This is a genomic window from Pseudomonas maumuensis (genome assembly GCF_019139675.1).
In the GTDB taxonomy this organism is placed as follows: Bacteria; Pseudomonadota; Gammaproteobacteria; order Pseudomonadales; family Pseudomonadaceae; genus Aquipseudomonas; species Aquipseudomonas maumuensis.
Genome location: NZ_CP077077.1, coordinates 4296245 through 4319461 on the forward strand (window position 1 = coordinate 4296245; position 23217 = coordinate 4319461).

Sequence of the window (23217 nt, forward strand, 5' to 3'; positions counted from 1 at the left end):
CGGCTGGCAGCTGCGGCTGCCGGCCCGCGACACTATTTATCGAAGATTCAGAGGACTGTTCCCATGAGCAACGTCGACCACGCCGAAATCGCCAAGTTCGAAGCCCTGGCCCACCGCTGGTGGGACCGCGAGAGCGAGTTCAAGCCACTGCACGACATCAACCCGCTGCGGGTCAACTGGATCGACGAGCGCGTCGGCCTGGCCGGCAAGAAGGTGCTGGACGTCGGCTGCGGCGGCGGCATCCTCAGCGAGGCGATGGCCCAGCGTGGCGCCACCGTCACCGGCATCGACATGGGCGAGGCGCCGCTGGCGGTGGCCCAGCTGCACCAGCTGGAGTCGGGCGTTGCGGTAGAGTACCGGCAGATCACTGCCGAAGCCCTGGCCGAGGAGATGCCTGGCCAGTTCGACGTGGTCACCTGCCTGGAAATGCTCGAGCACGTACCCGACCCTTCGTCGGTGATTCGCGCCTGCTACCGCATGGTCAAGCCCGGCGGCCAGGTGTTCTTCTCGACCATCAACCGCAACCCCAAGGCCTACCTGCTGGCGATCATCGGCGCCGAATACGTACTGAAGATGCTGCCGCGCGGCACCCACGACTTCAAGAAGTTCATCCGCCCCTCCGAGCTGGGCGCCTGGAGCCGTGCCGCAGGCCTCGAGGTCAAGGACATCATCGGCCTGACCTACAACCCGCTGACCAAGCACTACAAGCTGTGCAACGACGTCGACGTCAACTACATGATCCAGACCCTGCGCGAGGAATGAGCATGCGCCTGCGAGCAGTACTCTTCGACATGGACGGCACCCTGCTGGACACGGCGCCGGACTTCATCGCCATCTGCCAGGCGATGCTCACCGATCGCGGCCTGCCGGCCATCGACGACGCACGTATCCGCGAGGTGATTTCCGGTGGCGCCCGCGCCATGGTCGCCGCGACCTTCGCCATGGACCCCGAGGCCGACGGCTTCGAAGCCCTGCGCCTGGAGTTCCTCGAGCGCTACCAGCGCGATTGCGCGGTGCATAGCAAGCTGTTCGATGGCATGCCGGAGCTGCTGGCCGACATCGAGAAAGGCAACCTGCTGTGGGGCGTGGTCACCAACAAGCCGGTGCGCTTCGCCGAGCCGATCATGCAACGCCTGGGCCTGGCCGAGCGCTCGGCCCTGCTGATCTGCCCGGATCATGTGAAGAACAGCAAGCCCGATCCCGAGCCGCTGATCCTGGCATGCAAGACCCTCGACCTGGACCCGGCCAGCGTCTTGTTCGTCGGCGACGACCTGCGCGACATCGAGTCCGGCCGCGACGCCGGCACCCGCACCGCGGCGGTGCGCTATGGCTACATTCATCCAGAGGACAACCCCAACAACTGGGGTGCCGACGTGGTGGTGGACCACCCGCTGGAACTGCGCAAGGTGATCGACAGCGCGCTGTGCGGCTGCTGATTTCAAGTCGCAAGCGTCGAGCTTCAAGCCTCGAGAAAGAGCAGATCCAACACTGATCCGCTTTCTCTTGTAGCTTGCCGCTTACAGCTTGCAGCTCATATTCAAGGACAGACCTATGTTCGACTACACCGCCCGCCCCGACCTGCTCAAAGGCCGGATCATCCTGGTCACCGGTGCCGGTCGCGGTATCGGCGCCGCCGCCGCCAAGGCCTATGCCGCCCTAGGCGCCACCGTGCTGCTGCTGGGCAAGACCGAAGCCAACCTGAACGAGGTCTACGACCAGATCGAAGCCGCCGGCCACCCGCAGCCGGTGGCGATCCCGTTCAACCTGGAAACCGCCCTGCCCCACCAGTACGACGAACTGGCAGTGATGATCGAGGACCAGTTCGGCCGCCTCGACGGCCTGCTCAACAACGCCTCGATCATTGGCCCGCGCACGCCGCTGGAGCAGCTGTCGGGCGACAACTTCATGCGCGTGATGCACATCAACGTCAACGCCACCTTCATGCTGACCAGCACCTTGCTGCCGCTGCTCAAACTGTCGGAGGACGCTTCGGTGGTGTTCACCTCCAGCAGTGTCGGACGCAAGGGCCGCGCGTACTGGGGCGCCTACGGGGTGTCAAAATTCGCCACCGAAGGCCTGATGCAGACCCTGGCGGACGAACTGGAAGGCGTCGCGCCGGTGCGCTCCAACAGCATCAACCCGGGCGCCACGCGCACGGCGATGCGCGCCCAGGCCTATCCGAGCGAAAACCCGCAGAACAACCCGCTGCCCGAGGACATCATGCCGGTGTACCTGTACCTGATGGGGCCGGACAGCAAGGACGTGAATGGGCAGGCGCTGAACGCGCAGTAAAAACGACAAGACTGCTCGCGGGGCAAGCCCACCCCCACGCCTTGCTGCGTGGGAGCGGCGGTGCGACTTGCCCCGCGATGGTTCAGCCCGCCGCCAAGGCCGGGCGCAGACGCCCCTGCTGGCGCCCTTCGAGCTGCATGCAACGCTCCAGGAACAGGAACATGCAGTCGTAGCTCTTGCAGATCGCCCGGCGCAATTCGGTGCGCAGCCCCAGGGTCGGGCTCTCGCCCGCCAAGGTACAGATGATTTCCAGCGCCTCCCACGGGTGCGCATCGTCATACTGCGCATGCATCTTCAACCATTTCATGGCGCGCTTGCGGGTGTCTTCGGGGAAGCCCTGGGCGTAGGTATCTTCGGCGCAAACCACTGCCGACCATTCGCCGGTGGCCCCTTCGATGGCGTAGTTGGTGGCTGCCATGGCAATGGCCAGCGACTCGGTGGCGCATACCCGCCAACACCAGTCGTTCAAACCATTGAGCTCGGGCGGCACTTCCTGGGACTGCAGCTCATGCAGGTGGATGCCATGGGCCTGGCACCAATGCACCCAGTAGTCGGCATGGTTGAGCTCGACGCGGATGTTGCGCATCAGCCAGCGGCGCGCCATGTCTTCGCCGGGGTGCCGGGCGTATCGGGTCTTGGTGAGGTTGTGGGCCATGTAGAGGGAGAACTGCTCGACCACCGGCCAGCCACCGATCAGGTACTGGCGGATGGTCGACTGCTTGAGCTGGCCATCGCGCAGGCGTTGGTAGAACTCATGCTCCACCACCCGTCGCTTGCTTTCGCGGCAATCCTCAATCAGTTGTTGGGCCCACTGCGGATAACTGGCCGGATCCATCAATGGTCCGATCCTTACGAACGCGTCGATCACTGTCAGCTCCTTGATTCCCTGTGATTTCCGGACGGTGTTCAGCGAAAGGTCCCCGGCGCCCGGTGCAGAAGGGGCCTCGCGGCAATCCGTTGGCGCTGCAGGCTGTCGCAAGTGAACACTTGCGGGCGTTCGATCAGATATCCCTGGGCGTAGTCCACGCCGATCTCCTGCAAAGCCTGCTCGATCAGTGGCGTCTCGACGAACTCGGCGATGGTCCTTTTACCCATGACGTGGCCGATGTGATTGATCACTTCGACCATCGCCCGGTTGATCGGGTCATCGAGCATGTCCTTGACGAAACTTCCGTCGATCTTCAGGAAGTCTACAGGCAAATGCTTCAAATAGGCGAATGACGACATTCCGGCGCAGAAGTCGTCCAGCGAGAATTTGCAGCCCAATCCTTTCAATTCATTGATGAACCGGATTGCGCTGCCTAGATTGGCGATGGCACTGGTTTCGGTAATTTCAAAACAGATCAGCCGTGGCGGAATGTCGAACTCGCCAAACAGGCGCTGCAGGTACTCGAGGAACTTGTCGTCGCCGATGCTCGAGCCCGAGAGGTTGATGGCGCACATGGCCAACGGCCCTTCCCGCCCCTCGTCCAGGCACTGGCGAATCACCTGGAACACGCTGCGCACCACCCAGCGATCGAGCGCGGTCATCAGGCCGTAGCGCTCGGCTGCGGGAATGAAACTGTCGGGGAGGATGGTGCGCCCGCTTTCGTCGTGCAAGCGCAAGAGGATTTCGATATGCCCCGGCCCCTCGTGGGGATGCAAAGGGGCGATTTCCTGGGCATAGAGGCAGAAGCGGTTCTCCTCCAGCGCCACGTGCAGGCGCTGGATCCAGGCCATTTCACCGAAGCGCATGGACAGCTCGCTGTCGTCGGCGTGATAGACCTGCACCCGGTTGCGCCCTTTCTCCTTGGCCATGTAGCAGGCCATGTCCGCCGCGCGCAACGATGCCTCCAGAGTGCTGGGCACCTGGGCGATATGCACCAGACCGATACTGACCGTGGTGACGAAGGGCCTGCCTTTCCACACGAAATGCAGGCTCTGCACGGCTTGGCGCAACTGCTCGGCGATGCGCTCGGCCTGGTCCGGAGGGCAGTTTTCCAACAGCACGCCGAACTCGTCGCCCCCCAGGCGCGCCAAGGTGTCGCCCTCGCGCAGGCCCGACTGCAGCACTGCGCAGATATGCCGCAGCAGTTCGTCGCCGGCGGCATGGCCACAGGTGTCGTTGACCAGCTTGAACTGATCCAGGTCGAGGAACATCAGCGAATGCCGTCCGGCCTGGCGGGCCAGACCATTGAGCGCCTGCTCCAGGCGGTACTCGAACTCGCGACGGTTGGCCAGCCCGGTCAGGGCATCGTGGGTGGCCTGCCAGGACAGGTTGGCGATGTACTGGCGCTCCTGGGTCATGTCGTGCAACACCACCACGATGCCACTGACCTGCCCCTCGGTGAGGATAGGCGAGCCCACCAGGTTGACCGACACCGTGCTGCCATCCAGGCGCTGAATCAGCCGGGCGTGCTCGGCACCGCCCTTGAGGCTGCCGCTGAGCACCTGCTCGACCAGCGTCCGGCTGTCACCTTCGGCATTCTCGTCGAGCAGGCTGAACAGCGCCGCCAGGGGCAACCCCTGGGCCTGCACCGCCTGCCAGTGGGTCAGCTGCTCGGCGGCTGGGTTCATGTAGCTGATGCATCCATCGACATCGGCGGTGATTACCGCATCGCCGATCGACTCCAGGGTGATCTGCGCCCGCTCCTTCTCCTCCTGCAACGCACTGGCGAACGCCTGGCGCTGGGCCAGCAGCTTGCTCGAACGCCGCCAGGCCATGGCGATGAGGAACAGCGCGGTGGCCAGGTTGGTAAGCATCAGCACCTTGAGCAGCATCCGCGAGCCTTCGCCCAGGGCATCGCTGAAGGCCTTGGCGGCCGGCGTCACACCGTCATTGATGGCGACGATGCGCGCCTTCCAGTTGGCCACCTGGTGCGCGTCGACCTTGCCACTGGCAAACCCTTCGCGCATCTGCAGGGCCAGCACGTCGAGTTGACGCAGGTAGTCGTCACCGATATCCCAGTACTCGATGGCGGTTTCCATATAGCTAATGTGGCGAAAGTTACGGTAGAACCAGATGATCCGGGCGACGTCCTCGGGATGGTTGCCGCCCTGCAGCACGCCTTGGCGCGCCGCCTCCAGGTCCGGCTCGGGCCGATCCAGGGCCAGGCGCAGGTTGTGATCGCCCTGGGGCACCAGGATGGCTCGGCGATAGCGGGCATAGGTCAGCGGATCGCGATCATCGGCATAGAGATTGAGGTAGTAGATGGCGTCCTTCTGCGCCTTGGACCACAGGCTCTCGCCTGCCACATAGGCGCGCACGGCGGACAACGCATAAAGGCTCAGACTGCCCAGCAGTACCTGGAAAACCACAACGGCGACGAAGGGCCAGATGATGCCCAGCAGTCTTGGCGCCTCGAGAGTCCGATTTCCCTTCATGTAATCCCTGTCATGGCGGCAGATAAGGCACGAATCGACCTAGACAAGCACAGCGTAGGCCATTTGCCATGAAGCAGCGACCAGGGAAAAGCGCCAAGCGGCAAGAAAAAGCCTGCTCGTTTCGACTTGCCGCTTGAACCTTGAAGCTTGAGGCGGTTTCTCAGGTTTGCTGCAGGTGGCCGTAGAGCTTGGCGTACAGGCCACCTTCGGCGATCAGCTGCTGGTGGTCGCCATCTTCGGCGACATGACCGCCATCGAACACCAGCACCCGGTCCGCCTGCTTCACCGCCGACAGGCGGTGGGCGATGATCAGCGTGGTGCGCCCGCTGAGGAAGCGCGCCAGGGCCAGGTGCAGGTTGTATTCGGTGGCCGCGTCCAGCGCGGAGGTGGCCTCGTCGAGGATGACCACCTTGGGTTCGGCCAACACCATGCGGGCGATCGCCAGGCGCTGGCGCTGACCACCGGACAGGCGCACGCCGGAACGCCCGACGATGCTGTCCAGGCCCTGGGGCAGCGCGGCGATGGTGGCGTCCAGCTGAGCGATGCGCAGCGCCTGCCAGCAGGCGTCGTCGCTGCAGTCACGGCCCATGGTCAGGTTGGCGCGCACGCTGTCGTTGAACAGTGATGGGTGCTGCAGCACCACCGCGACATTTTCGCGCAGGGTCTCCAGGCCGATCTCCTGCAGGCTGGCGCCGCCGAAGCGGATGGTCCCGGCCTGGGCGCTGTACAGCCCAAGCAGCAACTGCACCAGGGTGCTCTTGCCGCCGCCACTGGCACCGACGATGGCGACCTTCTCGCCCGGGGCGATGGTCAGGTTGAGCTGGTCGAGCACCGGCTCGTCGGCATAGGCGAAGCGCAGGTCGCGCACCTCGATACCCACCGTCTCGCGCCCGACGAACGGGTCGCTGGCCGCCGGGTACTGCGGCTCGTCGGCCCGCGCCAACAGCTCGTTCAAGCGGCTCAGCGCGCCGCCGGCGGCATAGTAGGCATACTGCAGGTTCAACAACTGCTCCACCGGCCCGATCATGAACCACAGGTAGCTGAACACCGCCAGCATCTGGCCGATCGACAGATCGGAGAACAGCACCGTGAGCATGGCAGCGGCACGGAAGATGTCGATGCCGAACTGGAACAACAGGCCACTGGCACGGCCGCTGGCGTCGCTCTTCCACTGCGAGGCCACCGCGTAGTCGCGCACCTCGCGGGCGCGCAGACCCAGGCGGCCGAGGAAGTAGCCCTGGCGGTTGCCGGCGCGGATCTCCTGGATCGCGTCGAGGGTCTCGGTCAATGCCTGGGTGAAACGTGCCGTGCTGTCGTTCTCGAGCTTCTTCAGGTGCTTGACGCGCTTGCCCAGCTGCACGGTGAAATAGATCACCAGCGGGTTGAACAGCAGGATCAGCAACGCCAGCTGCCAGTGCATCCAGATCAGGATGGCCGCGGTGCCGGTCAGTGTGAGCACGGCCACCAGGAAGCGGCTCAGGGTTTCGCCGACGAACTTGTCGAGGGTGTCCAGGTCGGTGACCAGGTGAGTGGTCACCGTGCCGCTGCCCAGGCTTTCGTATTCCTTGAGCGAAATGCGCTTGAGCCGCTCGATCAGGCGGATGCGCAGGCGGTAGACGATATCCTTGGCCAGGCCGGCGAACAGTTTGGCCTGGACCACGTTGAACGCCAGCGCCGCCAGGCGCAGGCCGAGGGTGGCGCACAGCATCAGCCCGATGTAACCGGCAGCCACCTGCCAGCCCGCGGGCAGGAAATTGTTCATCCACTTCAGCGCCGCGTCGCCATGCCCCAGCAGCACTTCGTCCACCAGCAACGGCAGCAGCAAGGGAATCGGTACGCTGCACAGGGCGGCGAGCACGGCCACCAGGTTGGCGGTCCACAGGGCTTGCTTGTGGTGCAGGGCCAGGCGGCGGATCTCCGCCCAGCTCAGGCGATCGGGCACAGCGGGGGACTTCCCTGGCACAGGGTCTGGCGACCCTGGCAGGTCAAGCACAGGCGGCCTGCTGCAGCCAGCGGCCGAGCAAGGGTTGCAGGCTGTCCAGCGGCTGGTAGCCATTGGTCAGCAGGGCCAGCTGGCCATTGCGCTCGGCCAGCAGCGTGGGGAAGCCAGCGATGCCCAGGTCCTGCACCCAGGCGAAATCGGCACTGGTGGCAAGTCGGGTGTCAGGGAGAGTAAAGCGCTGGGAGAACTGCTCGCGGTCGAAGCCGGCCTGCTCGGCCAGCTCCACCAGTTGCGGGGCGCGGGTGACATCCACGCCCTGCTCGTAGAACGACGCCTGGATCAGTTGCAGCAGGCGCCAGGCCCGCTTGTCGTCCAGCTCGCGTGCCGCCACCAGGGCGCGGCACGCCGGCTCCGTGTCGTAGACGAAGCCATCTGGCATGGCGCCATCGAAGCGAAACGGCTGCCCGGTGGCGTCATGCACCGCCTGCCAGTGCTCGAGGATGTACTTGCGGGTCGAGGCGTCCAAGGCACTGCCGCCGGTGCGCAGGCCGCCCGGCACCAGGCGGGTCTCGACACCCGCCTCACGGGCCTGGGCGATCAGCGCATCGGCCACCGGGGCAAAGCCCCAGCACCAGGAGCACATCGGGTCCATCACATAGAGCAGGCGTGCGGACATGCATCAGGCCTCGGCTTTGTAGTTGAAACCGATCGGGTGCGGCTGGTTGCGCGCCTTGGCCAGTTCGATCTGCTTCTGGCGGTCGATGGCGCTGCGCCGGGTCTTCTCGCTCAGGCTGTCCCAGCAGTGCGGGCAGCTCACGCCTGGCGAATAGTGCTCCGACTCCCGGTCCTTTACGTCGATCGGGTGGCGGCAGGCATGGCACTGGTCGTACTCGCCCTCGCTCAGGTCGTGACGCACCGTGACCCGGTTGTCGAAGACGAAGCAGTCGCCGTCCCAGAGGCTTTCTTCCTGGGCTACTTCCTCGAAGTATTTCAGGATGCCGCCCTTAAGATGATAGACCGCTTCGTAGCCCTCACCGAGCATGTAGCTGGAGGCCTTCTCGCAGCGGATGCCACCGGTGCAGAACATGGCGACCTTCTTGTGCTTGCTCGGGTCGAAGTGGGCCTTGATGTAATCGGGGAACTCGCGGAAGGTCTCGGTCTTCGGGTCGATGGCGCCCTTGAAGGTGCCGATGGCCACTTCATAGTCGTTGCGGGTGTCGATCAGCAGCACTTCCGGGTCGCTGATCAGGGCGTTCCAGTCTTTCGGATCGACGTAGGTGCCGACCGCCTTGTTCGGGTCCACGCCCGGCACGCCGAGGGTGACGATCTCTTTCTTGAGCTTGACCTTGGTGCGGTAGAACGGCTGCTCGTCGCAGTACGACTCTTTATGGTCGACGTCCACCAGGCGTGGGTCGTTGCGCAGCCAGGACAGCAGCGCGTCGATACCTTCGCGGGTGGCCGAGACGGTGCCGTTGATGCCTTCGTTGGCCAGCAGCAGGGTGCCTTTGACGCCGTTGTCGAGCATCGCCTTGAGCAGCGGCTCGCGCAGTTCGACGTAGTCTTCGAGGGTGACGAACTTGTACAGCGCCGCCACGACGATCGGTTGGGTCATTGCGTTGAATCTCCAGGTGGTTGCCCTCGTAAGGGGCGGACCGGGTTTGGCAAAAGCATGGGGCCGCTGCGCAGCCCATCGCCGGCAAGCCGGCTCCCACACGCTCAGCGCAAGACTCGAAAGTTGCGCAGGACCTGTGGGAACCGGCTTGCCGGCGATGGGCCGCAAAGCGGCCCCGAAGGAATATCGCGGAGTGTACCAGAACGACGGAAAGGATTCAGTGCTTGCCACCGCCGGCGCACACCGGCGAGGCCGGCGCCACACCGACCACAGCCCATTCCTCGGGCGTATAGGTGTGGATCGCCAGGGCGTGAATCTCGCCCATCAGCTCACCCATGGTGGCGTAGACCTTTTGGTGGCGCTTGACGCTGTTCAGTCCGGCGAACTGCTCGCTGACCAGCACCGCCTTGTAGTGCGTTTCCTGGCCACGGCTATGCATGTGGCTTTCGTTATGCACTTCGAGGTGTTGCGTGCCCAGCGGCGCCAGCTGCTGTTCGATGCGTTGCTGCATGCTCATGGCGTCAGGCTCACTTCTTCGCCGGGGCCTTGCCGGCGCTCGGGTCGAGTTCCTTGGTCATGTCGTCGAGCAGCTTGTTGACCACCGGTACCGCCGGTTCCAGGCTCTGCTGGGTCAGCTGGGCGGACTGCTGGGTGACCTTGGGCATTTCACGCAGGACTTTCTTGCCCAGCGGCGATTCGTAGAACTTGACCAGGTCGTTCAGCTCGGCCTCTGTGAAGGTCGCGGTGTACAGGTCGACCATCTTCGGCTTGAGCTTCTTCCAGCCGATGGCGTTGTCCAGGGCGGCGTTGGCCTTGGCCTGGTAGCTGTCGAGCACGGTTTTCTTGGAGGCCGGCGCCTTGGTCTGCTCGAAGCGCTGGGCGAACATCTGCTGGACCTGCATGTACACCGGGGTGCCCAGCTTGTCGGCATTGGCCAGGGTCAGGAATTTCTCGGCGGCAGCGTTGTGCGCTGGAGTGGCGGCGAGCACCTGGCCGCTGGCGCAAACCAGGGCAACGGCGGCACAGAGGACACGGAGACGGGTCATTGCATTTCCTTCAAGAAAGGGAGGCGAGTACCTCAGAGTAGAGCATTCTGCGCTGTGATGGCGAAGTGCTCAAGTGGCACGACGAGCGACGGAACCGCTCTGTCGAATCAGGGCCTAAACTGCGATTTCGAACCACAAAGGAGTGAGCGCAGCATGAGCCGTATCGAGACAGACAGCCTGGGCCCGGTCGAAGTTCCGGAGGACGCCTACTGGGGTGCGCAGACCCAGCGTTCGCTGATCAACTTCGCCATCGGCAAGGAGCGCATGCCGCTCGCGGTACTGCACGCCCTGGCGCTGGTCAAGAAAGCCGCTGCCCGGGTCAACGACCGCAACGGCGACCTGCCCGCCGATATCGCCCGCCTGATCGAACAGGCCGCCGACGAAGTGCTCGACGGCGAGCACGACGAGCAGTTTCCGCTGGTGGTGTGGCAGACCGGCAGCGGCACCCAGAGCAACATGAACGTCAACGAGGTGATCGCCGGGCGCGCCAACGAGCTGGCCGGCAAAGGCCGTGGCGGCAAGGTGCCGGTACACCCCAACGATCACGTCAACCGCTCGCAGAGCTCCAACGACTGCTTCCCCACCGCCATGCACATCGCCGCGGCCCAGGCCGTGCATGACAAACTGCTGCCGGCCATCGCCGAGCTGTCGGCCGGCCTGGCCGAGCTGTCGGCGCGCCACACGCACCTGGTCAAGACCGGGCGCACGCACATGATGGACGCCACGCCGATCACCTTCGGCCAGGAGGTCTCGGCCTTCGTCGCCCAGCTCGACTACGCCCAGCGCGCCATCCGCGCGACCTTGCCGGCGGTTTGCGAACTGGCCCAGGGCGGCACCGCCGTGGGCACCGGGCTGAATGCCCCGCACGGTTTCGCCGAAGCCATCGCCGCGGAGCTGGCGGCCTTGTCCGGCCTGCCGTTCGTCACCGCGCCGAACAAGTTCGCCGCCCTCGCCGGCCATGAGCCGCTGACCAGCCTGGCCGGCGCGCTGAAGACCCTCGCCGTGGCCCTGATGAAGATCGCCAACGACCTGCGCCTGCTGGGCTCCGGCCCGCGTGCGGGGCTGGCCGAGGTACGCCTGCCGGCCAACGAGCCGGGCAGCTCGATCATGCCCGGCAAAGTCAACCCGACCCAGTGCGAGGCGCTGTCGATGCTGGCCTGCCAGGTGCTGGGCAACGACGCGGCGATCGGCTTTGCCGCCAGCCAAGGGCATCTGCAACTGAACGTGTTCAAGCCGGTGATCATCCACAACCTGCTGCAGTCGATCGAACTGCTGGCCGATGGCTGCCGCAACTTCCAGCAGCACTGCGTGGCCGGCATCGAGCCGGACGCCGAGCAGATGGCGGCGCACCTGGAGCGTGGATTGATGCTGGTGACTGCGCTGAACCCGCACATCGGCTACGACAAGGCGGCGGAAATCGCCAAGAAAGCCTATGCCGAGGGCAAGACCCTGCGCGAAGCGGCGCTGGAGCTCAAGTACCTGACCAACGAGCAGTTCGACCAGTGGGTGCGGCCAGAGAACATGCTGGCGCCGGGCGGCAAGGGCTGATCCGGCGGCCTCATCGCGATGCGCCTTGCACCGCGATGAGGCCATCAATCAACCTGCACCCGACGCGCTTTCCAGCCGGCCACCAGCGATGGCCCCAGCGCCACCAGCGCCGAGCCCAGTACCACGGTCACCGCCCCGACATACCCCAGGCCATTGATCTGCTCGGCATGCACGTAGTCCGGCCATAGCCAGGCCGCCAACGCTACCGCAACGAACGTCACCAGCGGCGTCAGCGCCAGGGTCGCGCTCACCCGCGAGGCCTCCCAATGTGCCAATGCCTCGGCGAACGCGCCATAGGCCACCAGTGTGTTCAGGCAGCAGGCCAGCAACAGCCAGCCCTGCAACGGGCTGAGCTGCAACGCCTCCAGCGGATGCACCCAAGGCGTCAGCAGCAGCGCGCAGCAGACGTAGATCACCATCATCACCTGCTGCGAGTTCCACACCGTCAGCAATTGCTTCTGGCTCAGGGCATAGAACACCCAGATGCTGGTCGCCAGGATGATGGTCAGCACACCGGTGGTGTAGGTGCCGAGTGACGTGAGCAGTTCTTCCAGGCGCTGGTTGAAGAACAACGCGAAGCCCAACAGCAGCACCAACAGGCCCAGGCCCTGCCCCAGGCTGAAGCGCTCCTTGAAGACGAAGACGCTGGCCACCAGCAACAACACCGGCCCCAGTTGCACCACCAGTTGCGCGGTACCGGGGCTGAGCAGGTTCAGGCCGACCAGATACAGCACATAGTTGCCAACCAGACCGGCCACAGCGACTGCCACCAGCCCCTTGCCCTTCATTCCGAGACGGCTGAACGACGGGAGTTTCCGATTGGCCGCGAGCCAGGCAAACAGCAGCCCGCCGGAAACGCTCAGGCGATACCAGGTGACGGTTACCGGGTCCATCACCTGCAACACCTGCTTGAGCTTGATGGGCAGGATGCCCCAGAGAAACGCGGTCAGCAGCGCCAGCAGCAGGCCCTGGACCCAGCGTCCGGAAGAAATGTGCATGGTGTCCTCGAGCAAGCCCTGGGTGGGGGAACATGCAGTCTACGGGCTTGCCAAGGAAGATGTGGCGGGAAAAGAATTCATCAGGTCATTCCCTGAGATCATGGATTACCGAGTGGCGGTTTATTCGTGGAAGCAACAGCATCCACCTACTTCTTGTGCTTGGCGAACGCCGCCTCCAGCGCCTGGTTGATCGTGCGCAGCACCTTCACCCGCGCCCAGCGCTTGTCGTTGGCCTCCACCAGGGTCCACGGCGCGATCTCGGTGCTGGTGCGATCGACCATGTCGCCCACCGCTTCGGAATAGACATCCCACTTGTCGCGGTTGCGCCAGTCTTCCTCGGTGATCTTGTAGCGCTTGAACGGGATCTGCTCACGCTCCTCGAAACGCTCCAGCTGGGTCTGCTGGTCGATGGCCAGCCAGAACTTGACCACCACCACCCCGGCGTTGCTCAGTTGCTCCTCGAAGTCGTTGATCTCGCCATAGGCGCGCATCCAGTCCGCCGGGCTGCAGAAACCCTCGACCCGCTCCACCAGCACCCGGCCATACCAGGAGCGGTCGAAGATGGTGAACTTGCCTCGCGCCGGAATGTGCCGCCAGAACCGCCACAGGTACGGCTGGGCCCGTTCCTCCTCGGTGGGCGCGGCAATCGGTACGATGCGGTACTGGCGCGGGTCCAGCGCCGCCGCCACGCGCCGGATGGCCCCGCCCTTGCCGGCCGCGTCATTGCCTTCGAACACCGCCACCAGGGCATGGCGGCGCATGCGCTTGTCGCGCAGCAGGCCGGCCAGGCGCGCCTGTTCGGTGACCAGTTGTTCCTGGTAGTCGTGCTTGTCCAGGCGCAGGGTCATGTCCAGGGCGCCGAGCAGGCTCTTCTGGTCGATGCTGCGCCCCAGTGGCGCGACATTGCCCTGATGCTTGCCCTTGGGGTTGTTGGCCAGCGCGGCCTGCAGGCTTTCGAGCAGGATGCGCCCGACCGCCAGGCTGCGGTAATGCGGGTCGACGCCCTCGACCACATGCCAGGGCGCATAGTCGCGGCTGGTACGGCGCAGCACCCGCTCGCCGAAGCGCACGAAGCGGTCGTAGGTTTGCGACTGCTGCCAGTCCAACGGGCTGATGCGCCAGTTGTGCAACGGGTCTTCCTTGAGCGCCTTGAGCCGCGCCTTCATCTGCTTCTTGGACAGGTGGAACCAAAACTTGATGATCAGCGCGCCCTCGTCGCAGAGCATCTGTTCCAGGCGCTCGGCACCGGCGATGGCCTGGTCGAGGACGGCATCCTTGAACTGGCCGTGTACCCGGCCCTCGAGCATCTGGCTGTACCAGTTACCGAAGAACACGCCCATGCGCCCTTTCGGTGGCAGCGCCCGCCAGTAGCGCCAGGCCGGTGGCCGGGCCAGTTCCTCGTCGGTCTGCTGGTCGAAGGTGCGCACTTCGATCAGCCGCGGGTCCATCCACTCGTTGAGCAGCTTGACCGTCTCGCCCTTGCCGGCGCCCTCGATACCGTTGATCAGCACGATCACCGGGAAGCGCGCCTGCTGCTTGAGTTCGTACTGGGCTTCGAGCAGCGCCTCGCGCAGGGCGGGGACTTCCGCTTCGTAGGTGTCCTTGTCGATGCTGTGACCGATTTCGGCGGATTCGAACATGGAGGGCTCCTTCAATGGATAAGCAAGATTAGCGGATTTGCGCCATCCGTATCGATCCTGTCGCGCCTTGCGATAAGGCCGACACTTGCCCCACGGATCGCTTAAAATCCGTGATCCGCTGCAACCGAGCCGACCATGTCCGACACCACCCTCCCCCTGCACGCCCAGATCGACTGGGATGACCAGGGCCGCCCCCATTCCCGGCAATACGACGATGTCTATTTCGCCGTCAACGAAGGCATCGACGAGACCCAGCACGTGTTCATCGAGCAGAACCTCCTGCGCCAGCGCTTCGCCGAGCTGGCGCCGCGGGACTGCCTGGTGATCGGGGAAACCGGCTTCGGCACCGGCATGAACTTCTTCTGCGCCTGGCAGCTGTTCGCCGAGCTGGCCCACGCCGAGGCACGCCTGCACTTCGTCAGCGTGGAAAAGTACCCCCTGAGCCGCGACGACCTGGAACGCGCCATGCAGCTGTGGCCGGCGCTGGCGGCCTTCACCCGGCCCCTGCTCGATCAGTACGTGGCGATTCATCCGGGTTTCCAGCAACTGAGCCTCGATGGCGGCCGCGTCACGCTTACGCTGATGATCGGCGATGCGCTGGAGCAACTGCCGCAACTGGACGCGCGCATCGACGCCTGGTTCCTCGACGGCTTCGCCCCGGCGAAGAATCCGGACATGTGGACGCCGGAGCTGTTCGCCCAACTGGCACGCCTGTCGTACCCCGGCACCACCCTCGGCACCTTCACCACCACCGGCTGGGTGCGCCGCTCGCTGATCGAGGCCGGCTTCACCATGAAAAAGGTGCCCGGTATCGGCAAGAAGTGGGAGGTGATGCATGGCGTCTTCAGCGGCGCGCCAGCCGCCCCCGCGGTGCCCTGGTACGCCCGCCCGGCGCCTTTGCCGGGGCCACGCGAGGCGCTGGTGATCGGTGCCGGCCTGGCGGGCAGCGCCACGGCGCGCAGCCTGGCGGCCCGGGGCTGGCAGGTCAGCGTGCTGGAGCGTCACCACGGGCCGGCCCAGGAGGCCTCGGGCAACCCCCAGGGCGTGTTGTATCTCAAACTGTCCGCCCACGGCACCGCCCTGTCGCAGATGATCCTTTCCGGCTTCGGCTACACCCGTCGCTGGCTCGAGCACCTGCAACGCGGCCAGGACTGGGATGCCTGCGGCGTGCTGCAACTGGCCTTCGACGACAAGGAAGGCGAACGCCAGGCCAAGCTGGCGACCGCCTTCGACAACAGCCTGCTGCTCCAGCTCGACCGCATGCAGGCCGAGGCCGTGGCAGGCGTGACGCTGGCCAGCGGCGGCCTGTTCTACCCCGAGGGGGGCTGGGTACACCCGCCGGCGCTGTGCCTGGCCCAGCTGGACCATCCGCGTATCCGCCTGCTCGGCCATGCCAACGTCATCGAGCTGCGCAAGGCCGACGGCCTGTGGCAGGCCTGGGACGGCGAGCGCCTGCTGGCCAGCGCGCCGCTGGTAGTGTTGGCCGGGGCTGCCGATGTCCGTCATTTCCCGGCCTGCGCCGGGCTGCCGCTCAAGCGCATTCGCGGGCAGATCACTCGCTTGCCGGCCACCGTGGCCAGTCGGGAACTGCGTACGGTGGTCTGCGCCGACGGCTATGTGGCGCCACCTCGCGGCGATGAACATACCCTGGGCGCCAGCTTCGACTTCCACAGCGAGGACCTTGCCCCGACCGTGGCCGAGCACCAGGGCAACCTGGCGCTGCTGGATGATATTTCCACAGACCTGGCCACCCGCCTGCGCAGCGCCGAGCTGGACCCGGCACAACTGCAGGGCCGGGCGGCGTTCCGCTGCACCAGCCCGGACTACTTGCCCATCGTCGGGCCGCTGGCCGATGTCGAGGCGTTCAACCAGGCCTACGCCATGCTGGGCAAGGATGCGCGACAGGTGCCGGATTCGCCGTGCCCGTGGCTGGAGGGGCTGTATGTGAACAGCGGGCACGGGTCGCGAGGGTTGATCACCGCGCCGTTGTCGGGCGAACTGATTGCCGCATGGGCCAGCGGCGAGCCGTTACCGCTGCCCAGGTCGGTAGCCGAGGCCTGTCATCCCAACCGTTTCGCGCTGCGCCGGCTGATTCGCGGCAAGTAGCACTATCACCGAGGGGCGCTTTGCGCCCCTTTCGTCCTATATAACCGATCGATCTAAAACTCTCACTTCCTGCCCCGGTCACTACCTAAGTGCCCACTTTCGCGGCACACCCTCCCCAACGGCAAAACCGGTAAGGACTTATGTGCGGATTAGCAGGAGAGTTACGTTTCACCCCCATCGACCAAGCACCTCGCCCGGCGGACCTCGCCGCGGTGGAGCGCATCACCCACCACCTGGCGCCCCGCGGCCCCGACGCCTGGGGCTTCCATAGCCAGGGCCCGATCGCCCTCGGCCATCGCCGCCTGAAGATCATGGACTTGTCCGACGGCTCGGCGCAGCCAATGGTCGACAATGACCTGGGCCTGGCCCTGGCCTTCAATGGCGCCATCTACAACTTCCCCGAGCTGCGCCAGGAACTGCAGGACCTGGGCTACCGCTTCTGCTCGGACGGCGACACCGAAGTGCTGCTCAAGGGCTACCACGCCTGGGGCGCGGCACTGCTGCCAAAGCTCAACGGCATGTTTGCCCTGGCCATCTGGGAGCGCGACAACCAGCGCCTGTTCCTGGCCCGCGACCGCCTGGGCGTCAAACCCCTGTACCTGTCGCGCAACGGCGAGCGCCTGCGCTTCGCCTCGACTTTGCCGGCGCTGCTCAAGGGCGGCGATATCGATCCGGTGATCGACCCGGTGGCGCTCAACCACTACCTGAACTTCCACGCCGTGGTGCCCGCGCCGCGCACCCTGCTGGCCAATGTGCAGAAGCTCGAGCCCGGCACCTGGATGCGCGTCGACCGCCATGGTGAAGTCGAGCGCCAAACCTGGTGGCAGCTGCACTACGGTCCGAACCCGGACGAGCGCGAACTCGACCTGGAGGGCTGGACCAGCCGCGTGCTCGATGCCACCCGCGACGCCGTGGCGATCCGTCAGCGCGCGGCGGTGGATGTCGGCGTGCTGCTGTCCGGCGGCGTCGACTCGAGCCTGCTGGTCGGCCTGTTGCGCGAGGCCGGGGTGGACGACCTGTCGACCTTTTCCATCGGCTTCGAGGACGCCGGCGGCGAACGCGGCGACGAGTTCCAGTACTCCGACCTGATCGCCCGGCACTACGGCACCCGTCACCACCAGTTGCGCATCGCCGAGCACGAGATCATCGAGCAACTGCCGGCGGCATTCCGCGCCATGAGCGAACCAATGGTCAGCCACGACTGCATCGCCTTCTACCTGCTGTCGCGGGAAGTGGCCAAGCATTGCAAGGGCGTGCAGAGCGGCCAGGGCGCCGACGAACTGTTCGCCGGCTATCACTGGTACCCGCAGGTCGATGGCGCCGAGGATGCCTTCGCGGCCTATCGCCAGGCCTTCTTCGACCGCAGCCACGCCGAGTACCGCGACACCGTGCAGGCGCCCTGGCGCCTGGACACCGACGTGGCCGGCGACTTCGTGCGCGAACACTTCGCCCGCCCCGGCGCGCCGGACGCGGTGGACAAGGCGCTGCGCCTGGACAGCACGGTGATGCTGGTGGACGACCCGGTCAAGCGGGTCGACAACATGACCATGGCCTGGGGCCTGGAGGCGCGCACGCCGTTCCTCGACTACCGCCTGGTGGAGCTGTCGGCGCGCATCCCGGCGCGCTTCAAGCTGCCTGACGGCGGCAAGCAGGTGCTCAAGCAGGCGGCGCGGCGGGTCATCCCCCACGAGGTGATCGACCGCAAGAAGGGCTACTTCCCGGTACCCGGCCTCAAGCACCTGGAAGGCGCCACCCTGGGCTGGGTGCGCGAGCTGCTGACCGACCCGAGCCAGGATCGCGGCCTGTTCGACCCGGCCATGCTCGACCGCCTGCTGAGCAATCCCCACGGCCAGCTCACGCCACTGCGCGGCTCCAAGCTGTGGCAGCTGGCGGCCTTGAACCTGTGGCTCAGCGAACAAGGAATCTGACCGATGAAAGCCCACGAGATCGCCTACGGCCAGCGCTTGCTGCGCGGCCAGGCGCCGTCCTACGAGCGCCTGCAGGCGCGCCTGGCCGGTGATGGCAGCGAGCCTCACGACCGGCCACGGGCGCTGCACTGTGGCTGGGGGCGGCTGCTGATCGGGCATACCTACCCCGATCCGCTCAGCCTGGCCGAAGACCTGCTGCAGGAGCAGGCGGGCGAGCGCGACATCGCGCTGTATGTCGCGGCGCCTCAGCAGGTGCTGGCCCAGGCCCCGCAACAACTGTTCCTCGACCCCTCCGACACCTTGCGCCTGTGGTTCACCGACTACCGCCCCGCGCAGCGGGTGTTCCGCGGCTTCCGCATCCGTCGGGCGCAGGGCCCGGCGGACTGGCAGGCAATCAACACGTTGTACCAGGCCCGTGGCATGCTGCCGGTCGACCCCGAGCTGCTCACCCCCCGCGAGCTCGGCGGGCCGGTGTACTGGCTGGCCGAGGACGAGGACAGCCAGGCGGTGATCGGCAGTGTCATGGGCCTGGACCACAGCAAGGCCTTCGACGACCCCGAACACGGTTGCAGCCTGTGGTGCCTGGCGGTGGATCCGCAATGCACCCGCCCGGGCGTCGGCGAAGTGCTGGTGCGTCACCTGATCGAGCACTTCATGAGCCGTGGCCTGGCCTACCTCGACCTGTCGGTGCTGCACGACAACCGCCAGGCCAAACGGCTGTACCAGAAGCTGGGCTTTCGCAACCTGCCGACCTTCGCCATCAAGCGCAAGAACGGCATCAATCAGCAACTGTTCCTCGGCCCCGGCCCCGAGGCGACGCTCAACCCCTATGCGCGGATCATCGTCGACGAAGCGCTGCGGCGCGGCATCGAGGTGCAGGTCGACGATGCCGCCAGCGGCCTGTTCACCCTCAGCCTGGGCGGGCGGCGGATCCGCTGTCGCGAATCGTTGAGCGACCTGACCAGTGCCGTGACCATGACCCTGTGCCAGGACAAGCGCCTGACCCGTCGCGCCCTGCACAACGCCGGGCTGCAGGTGCCGGCGCAGCAGTTGGCGGGCAATGCCGACGACAACCTGGCGTTTCTCGACGAGCACGGTGCAGTGGTGGCCAAGCCGGTCGATGGCGAGCAGGGCCAAGGGGTGGCGGTCAACCTCACGACGATCGATGAAGTCAGCCATGCCGTGGAACAGGCCAGGCGCTTCGACAGCCGCGTGCTGCTGGAGAGCTTCCATGCCGGCTACGACCTGCGCGTCGTGGTGATCGGCTTCGAAGTGGTGGCCGCGGCGATCCGCCACCCGGCGCAGGTGGTCGGTGACGGCAAGCACAGCATCCGTGCGCTGATCGAAGCGCAGAGCCGTCGGCGCCAGGCCGCCACGGGCGGCGAGAGCCGCATTCCGCTGGACGACGAGACCGAACGTACGCTCAAAGGCGCAGGCCTGGGTTACGACGACATCCTCCCCGCCGGGCAACGCCTGGCCGTGCGCCGCACCGCCAACCTGCATACCGGTGGCACCCTGGAGGATGTCACCGAGCGCCTGCACCCGGTGCTGGCCGACGCCGCCGTGCGCGCCGCCCGCGCCCTGGAGATCCCGGTGGTCGGCCTGGACTTCATGGTCCGCGATGCCGAGCATCCGGACTACGTGATCATCGAAGCCAATGAACGCGCCGGGCTGGCCAATCATGAACCGCAACCGACGGCCGAGCGCTTCGTCGACCTGCTGTTTCCCCACAGCCGGCTACCAGCCTGAATTCATCGCGGGGCAAGCCCGCCCCCACGCCTAGTCGCGTGGGGATGGGCGTGGTCCCGCGATAGGGCCCATTACTGCGTCAAGGAGAAATCCTCATGCCCGAACAACACCCCGAACCCGATCTCGACTACCTCAAACGCGTCCTGCTGGAAATGCTCGCCATCCCCAGCCCCACCGGTTTCACCGACACCATCGTGCGCTATGTCGCCGAACGCCTGGATGAGCTGGGCATCCCCTTCGAGCTGACCCGCCGCGGCACCATCCGCGCCACCCTCAAGGGCCGCCAGAGCTCGCCCGACCGTGCAGTCTCGGCGCACCTGGACACCATCGGCGCCAGCGTTCGCCAGTTGCAGGACAATGGCCGCCTGGCCCTGGCGCCGGTGGGCTGCTGGTCGAGCCGCTTCGCCGAGGGCAGCCGGGTGAGCGTGTTCACCGACACTGGCGTGCATCGTGGCAGCGTGTTGCCGCTGATGGCCAGCGGACACGCCTTCAACACCGCCATCGACCAGATGCCGATCAGCTGGGAGCATGTGGAGGTGCGCCTGGACGCCTACTGCACCACCCGCGCCGATGCTGAAGCACTGGGCATCGCCATCGGCGACTTCGTCGCCTTCGACCCGTTGCCGGAGTTCACCGAAAGCGGCCATATCAGCGCACGCCACCTGGACGACAAAGCCGGCGTGGCGGCGTTGCTGGCAGCGCTCAAGGCCGTGGTCGAAAGCGGCCGGCAACCGCTGATCGACTGCCACCCGCTGTTCACCATCACCGAGGAGACCGGCTCTGGCGCCGCGGCCGCCCTGCCCTGGGACGTCAGCGAGTTCGTCGGCATCGACATCGCGCCGGTGGCACCGGGGCAGGCGTCCAGCGAGCATGCGGTGAGCGTGGCCATGCAGGACTCGTCCGGGCCCTATGACTACCACCTATCGCGCCACCTGCTGAAACTGGCCGGCGACCGCGACCTGCCGGTGCGCCGCGACCTGTTTCGCTACTACTTCAGCGACGCCCATTCGGCGGTGACCGCCGGGCACGATATCCGCACCGCCCTGGTGGCCTTCGGCTGCGATGCCACCCACGGCTACGAACGCACCCATATCGACAGCCTGGCGGCGCTCAGCCGGTTGCTCAGCGCCTATCTGCTCAGCCCGCCGGTGTTCGCCAGCGACTCGCAACCGGCCAGTGCTTCACTGGAGCGCTTCAGCCACCAGCTGGAGCACGATGCGCAGATGGAGAGCGACACCCGGGTGCCGGCGGTGGACAGCCTGGTGGGCAACAAGGGCTGAGCGCAATCTGCACAATCTGTAGGAGCGGCGCTGCGCCGCTCCTACACAGGCCTCCTACGCCAATCGACTGCGCATGACAGATGATTTCACGTAGCATGCGCATATTCCCATCACCACTGCGCAAACCCATGCTGATCCCCCACGAGCAACTCGAAAGCGAAACCCTCACCCGCCTGATCGAGGACTTCGTCACCCGCGACGGCACCGACAATGGCGACGACACGCCGCTGGAAACCCGGGTGCTGCGGGTACGCCAGGCGTTGGCCAAAGGCCAGGCGTTCATCCTGTTCGATCTGGAAAGCCAGCAGTGTCAGTTGCTGGCCCGGCATGAAGTGCCGCGGGAACTGCTGGAGTGAAGGCCGGTCAGGCCTGCTGCTTCTCCAGCTCCAGGGCCTTGATGCGCTTGTACACTTCGACCCGATGCACCTCCACTTCCCGCGGCGCGCTAATGCCAAAGCGCACCTGGCCGTTTTCCACCGACATCACCTGAATCTTGATGCCACCGGCAATGACGATGGCCTCTCCCACCTCGCGTCCGATTACCAGCATGCTCCGATCCTCCAGCTAAAGGGAAAAACGGAGACTGCCTTGCCAGCTTTCGCCTACTCAATCCTTCGCCGAAGAAATAGACATGACCTACTTGCGTAGGTAAAAAAGCCCTACAGAAATTTCCTATTTAGTTAACTTTGCGTGACTTCGAGCGCATCTTGACCGCCATGCCCGCCATTTCGTCGTACAGCCGCTGAGGCGTCTGGCATTTGAGTTGCCAGGCCTGACGCCCGGCCTCATGGGGCAGGATGAGGAATTCGCCGGCAGCCACCCGATCATGAATGTATTCAGCGATATCGGCAGCGTTGATCGGCGACCCTTCCAGCAGCTTGCCCACCTGCGCCTTCATCGCCGGGTCAGGTCCGCGGAACGAATCGAGCAGATTGGTCTGGAAGAACGACGGACATACCACATGCACCGCCACCTCAACCTGGCGTAGTTCCACCAGCAGGCTCTCGGACAACGCCAGCACACCGGCCTTGGCCACGTTGTAGTTACTCATGCCCGGCCCCTGCATCAACGCCGCCATCGAGGCGATGTTGATGATCCGCCCACGGCTGCGCTCGAGCAGGGGCAGGAACGCCTTACAGCCCTTGACCACCCCCATCAGGTTGACCGCGATCTGCCAGTCCCAGTCTTCCAGGGACAGCTCGGCGAAGAATCCGCCTGAGGCCACTCCGGCATTGTTGACGATCACATCGATGCCGCCGAACTTCTCCTCGCAGGCCTGGGCCAGGGCAGTCAGCTGACTGTAGTCGCGCACGTCGCAACGCTGAGTGAAACCCTCACCACCCGCTTGGCGTACTAGCGCCAGGGTTTCGCGCAAGCCCGCCTCGTTGACGTCCGCCAGAGCCAGGTGCCAACCCTCCCGGGCCCAACGCAAGGCGATCTCGCGACCGAGACCAGAGCCTGCACCGGTGATCATGATGCGGTTTTGCATGGGGGCGAGCCTTGTTCTGACTGATGTTGGGTCAAGTCTAATCAAGGCTTGGACGGGAGGCAGGATTCATCAGGGTAGTGAATGGGCAGGTATGACTGCGTGGTCAGGTCCGGCTCTTTCACGGGGCAAACTTGCCCCAAGAAAGAACCAAGTGGAATCTTTCGCAAACGGCGAGAGTCCGAGTAAGCAAGAGGCCAGCCGTCCGAGGCCCTTGACCCACAACC

At 65.4% G+C, this 23217-nt stretch carries 20 protein-coding genes; 9 read left to right on the forward strand and 11 right to left on the reverse strand.

The window, feature by feature from the left end:
- Positions 1-63: 63 nt before the first annotated feature.
- From ubiG to KSS90_RS19190, 3 genes are all read left to right on the forward strand, one after another.
- Positions 64-762: a bifunctional 2-polyprenyl-6-hydroxyphenol methylase/3-demethylubiquinol 3-O-methyltransferase UbiG gene (gene ubiG, locus KSS90_RS19180; RefSeq protein ID WP_023630595.1), complete on the forward strand. Its 699-nt coding sequence runs from the start codon at positions 64-66 to the stop codon at positions 760-762.
- A gap of 2 nt (positions 763-764) precedes the next feature.
- Positions 765-1436, forward strand: a complete 672-nt coding sequence (gene mupP / locus KSS90_RS19185) for an N-acetylmuramic acid 6-phosphate phosphatase MupP (protein ID WP_046856625.1) — start codon at positions 765-767, stop codon at positions 1434-1436.
- Between the two features lie 115 nt (positions 1437-1551).
- Entirely contained in the window at positions 1552-2292 is a 741-nt protein-coding gene (locus KSS90_RS19190; protein WP_217866834.1) for a YciK family oxidoreductase, read from the forward strand.
- 82 nt (positions 2293-2374) lie between these two features.
- Here the strand turns inward: KSS90_RS19190 and KSS90_RS19195 are convergent, their stop codons facing one another.
- From KSS90_RS19195 to KSS90_RS19225, 7 genes are all read right to left on the reverse strand, one after another.
- The gene (locus tag KSS90_RS19195; RefSeq protein WP_046856627.1) at positions 2375-3160 is read right to left on the reverse strand and encodes an iron-containing redox enzyme family protein; all 786 of its coding nucleotides are present in this window, start codon (positions 3158-3160) and stop codon (positions 2375-2377) included.
- Between the two features lie 38 nt (positions 3161-3198).
- Entirely contained in the window at positions 3199-5655 is a 2457-nt protein-coding gene (locus KSS90_RS19200) for an EAL domain-containing protein (RefSeq protein ID WP_217866835.1), read from the reverse strand.
- A gap of 160 nt (positions 5656-5815) precedes the next feature.
- Positions 5816-7648, reverse strand: coding sequence for an ABC transporter ATP-binding protein (locus KSS90_RS19205; RefSeq protein WP_217866836.1), 1833 nt, complete (start codon positions 7646-7648; stop codon positions 5816-5818).
- Entirely contained in the window at positions 7641-8273 is a 633-nt protein-coding gene (locus KSS90_RS19210) for a DsbA family protein (protein WP_217866837.1), read from the reverse strand. Before KSS90_RS19210 ends, KSS90_RS19205 begins: the two co-directional genes overlap by 8 nt.
- Positions 8274-8276: 3 nt before the next feature.
- The gene (gene trhO / locus KSS90_RS19215; protein WP_217866838.1) at positions 8277-9209 is read right to left on the reverse strand and encodes an oxygen-dependent tRNA uridine(34) hydroxylase TrhO; all 933 of its coding nucleotides are present in this window, start codon (positions 9207-9209) and stop codon (positions 8277-8279) included.
- A 217-nt stretch (positions 9210-9426) separates the two neighbouring features.
- Positions 9427-9726, reverse strand: a complete 300-nt coding sequence (locus KSS90_RS19220) for a BolA family protein (protein WP_217866839.1) — start codon at positions 9724-9726, stop codon at positions 9427-9429.
- A gap of 10 nt (positions 9727-9736) precedes the next feature.
- The gene (locus KSS90_RS19225) at positions 9737-10255 is read right to left on the reverse strand and encodes a DUF2059 domain-containing protein (protein WP_023631438.1); all 519 of its coding nucleotides are present in this window, start codon (positions 10253-10255) and stop codon (positions 9737-9739) included.
- A 153-nt stretch (positions 10256-10408) separates the two neighbouring features.
- Here KSS90_RS19225 and KSS90_RS19230 point away from each other — a divergent pair, with 153 nt between their 5' ends.
- Positions 10409-11803, forward strand: a complete 1395-nt coding sequence (locus tag KSS90_RS19230) for a class II fumarate hydratase (RefSeq protein WP_217866840.1) — start codon at positions 10409-10411, stop codon at positions 11801-11803.
- Positions 11804-11847: 44 nt separating this feature from the next.
- Here KSS90_RS19230 and KSS90_RS19235 read toward each other — a convergent pair whose 3' ends face one another.
- Together KSS90_RS19235 and pap are read right to left on the reverse strand one after the other, a co-directional pair.
- Complete coding sequence (locus KSS90_RS19235) at positions 11848-12801, reverse strand: DMT family transporter (RefSeq protein ID WP_217866841.1); 954 nt, start codon at positions 12799-12801, stop codon at positions 11848-11850.
- 146 nt (positions 12802-12947) lie between these two features.
- Positions 12948-14441, reverse strand: a complete 1494-nt coding sequence (pap, locus tag KSS90_RS19240) for a polyphosphate:AMP phosphotransferase (protein ID WP_217866842.1) — start codon at positions 14439-14441, stop codon at positions 12948-12950.
- 135 nt (positions 14442-14576) lie between these two features.
- Here pap and mnmC point away from each other — a divergent pair, with 135 nt between their 5' ends.
- The 5 genes from mnmC to KSS90_RS19265 all read left to right on the forward strand — a co-directional run bounded on the left by mnmC (position 14577) and on the right by KSS90_RS19265 (position 21860).
- Positions 14577-16547, forward strand: a complete 1971-nt coding sequence (gene mnmC / locus KSS90_RS19245; protein ID WP_217866843.1) for a bifunctional tRNA (5-methylaminomethyl-2-thiouridine)(34)-methyltransferase MnmC2/FAD-dependent 5-carboxymethylaminomethyl-2-thiouridine(34) oxidoreductase MnmC1 — start codon at positions 14577-14579, stop codon at positions 16545-16547.
- 140 nt (positions 16548-16687) lie between these two features.
- Positions 16688-18475: an N-acetylglutaminylglutamine amidotransferase gene (locus KSS90_RS19250; RefSeq protein WP_217866844.1), complete on the forward strand. Its 1788-nt coding sequence runs from the start codon at positions 16688-16690 to the stop codon at positions 18473-18475.
- A gap of 3 nt (positions 18476-18478) precedes the next feature.
- Positions 18479-20224, forward strand: a complete 1746-nt coding sequence (ngg, locus tag KSS90_RS19255; protein ID WP_217866845.1) for an N-acetylglutaminylglutamine synthetase — start codon at positions 18479-18481, stop codon at positions 20222-20224.
- A gap of 95 nt (positions 20225-20319) precedes the next feature.
- Positions 20320-21504 carry an osmoprotectant NAGGN system M42 family peptidase gene (locus KSS90_RS19260; RefSeq protein WP_217866846.1) on the forward strand — a complete coding sequence of 395 codons (1185 nt, stop codon included), beginning with the start codon at positions 20320-20322 and terminating at the stop codon, positions 21502-21504.
- A gap of 128 nt (positions 21505-21632) precedes the next feature.
- Positions 21633-21860 carry a YheU family protein gene (locus KSS90_RS19265; RefSeq protein WP_217866847.1) on the forward strand — a complete coding sequence of 76 codons (228 nt, stop codon included), beginning with the start codon at positions 21633-21635 and terminating at the stop codon, positions 21858-21860.
- A 7-nt stretch (positions 21861-21867) separates the two neighbouring features.
- On the opposite strand, the gene csrA is transcribed toward KSS90_RS19265, so the two are convergent.
- Both csrA and KSS90_RS19275 read right to left on the reverse strand, forming a co-directional pair.
- Positions 21868-22053 (reverse strand): carbon storage regulator CsrA, encoded by a 186-nt coding sequence (csrA, locus tag KSS90_RS19270; protein WP_217866848.1) that lies wholly within the window; start codon positions 22051-22053, stop codon positions 21868-21870.
- A 127-nt stretch (positions 22054-22180) separates the two neighbouring features.
- Positions 22181-22993: an SDR family oxidoreductase gene (locus KSS90_RS19275; RefSeq protein WP_217866849.1), complete on the reverse strand. Its 813-nt coding sequence runs from the start codon at positions 22991-22993 to the stop codon at positions 22181-22183.
- Positions 22994-23217: the final 224 nt, after the last annotated feature.

What these genes read in the sequence shown, in the direction of transcription:
- mupP (WP_046856625.1), top strand. Translation starts at nt 765, where the DNA reads ATGCGCCTGCGAGCAGTACTCTTCGACATGGACGGCACCCTGCTGGAC.
- KSS90_RS19235 (WP_217866841.1), bottom strand. Translation starts at nt 12,801, where the DNA reads ATGCACATTTCTTCCGGACGCTGGGTCCAGGGCCTGCTGCTGGCGCTG.
- KSS90_RS19265 (WP_217866847.1), top strand. Translation starts at nt 21,633, where the DNA reads ATGCTGATCCCCCACGAGCAACTCGAAAGCGAAACCCTCACCCGCCTG.
- KSS90_RS19275 (WP_217866849.1), bottom strand. Translation starts at nt 22,993, where the DNA reads ATGCAAAACCGCATCATGATCACCGGTGCAGGCTCTGGTCTCGGTCGC.
- KSS90_RS19250 (WP_217866844.1), top strand. Translation starts at nt 16,688, where the DNA reads ATGTGCGGATTAGCAGGAGAGTTACGTTTCACCCCCATCGACCAAGCA.
- KSS90_RS19210 (WP_217866837.1), bottom strand. Translation starts at nt 8,273, where the DNA reads ATGTCCGCACGCCTGCTCTATGTGATGGACCCGATGTGCTCCTGGTGC.
- KSS90_RS19220 (WP_217866839.1), bottom strand. Translation starts at nt 9,726, where the DNA reads ATGAGCATGCAGCAACGCATCGAACAGCAGCTGGCGCCGCTGGGCACG.
- trhO (WP_217866838.1), bottom strand. Translation starts at nt 9,209, where the DNA reads ATGACCCAACCGATCGTCGTGGCGGCGCTGTACAAGTTCGTCACCCTC.
- mnmC (WP_217866843.1), top strand. Translation starts at nt 14,577, where the DNA reads ATGTCCGACACCACCCTCCCCCTGCACGCCCAGATCGACTGGGATGAC.
- pap (WP_217866842.1), bottom strand. Translation starts at nt 14,441, where the DNA reads ATGTTCGAATCCGCCGAAATCGGTCACAGCATCGACAAGGACACCTAC.
- KSS90_RS19225 (WP_023631438.1), bottom strand. Translation starts at nt 10,255, where the DNA reads ATGACCCGTCTCCGTGTCCTCTGTGCCGCCGTTGCCCTGGTTTGCGCC.
- ngg (WP_217866845.1), top strand. Translation starts at nt 18,479, where the DNA reads ATGAAAGCCCACGAGATCGCCTACGGCCAGCGCTTGCTGCGCGGCCAG.
- KSS90_RS19230 (WP_217866840.1), top strand. Translation starts at nt 10,409, where the DNA reads ATGAGCCGTATCGAGACAGACAGCCTGGGCCCGGTCGAAGTTCCGGAG.
- KSS90_RS19190 (WP_217866834.1), top strand. Translation starts at nt 1,552, where the DNA reads ATGTTCGACTACACCGCCCGCCCCGACCTGCTCAAAGGCCGGATCATC.
- KSS90_RS19260 (WP_217866846.1), top strand. Translation starts at nt 20,320, where the DNA reads ATGCCCGAACAACACCCCGAACCCGATCTCGACTACCTCAAACGCGTC.
- ubiG (WP_023630595.1), top strand. Translation starts at nt 64, where the DNA reads ATGAGCAACGTCGACCACGCCGAAATCGCCAAGTTCGAAGCCCTGGCC.
- csrA (WP_217866848.1), bottom strand. Translation starts at nt 22,053, where the DNA reads ATGCTGGTAATCGGACGCGAGGTGGGAGAGGCCATCGTCATTGCCGGT.
- KSS90_RS19200 (WP_217866835.1), bottom strand. Translation starts at nt 5,655, where the DNA reads ATGAAGGGAAATCGGACTCTCGAGGCGCCAAGACTGCTGGGCATCATC.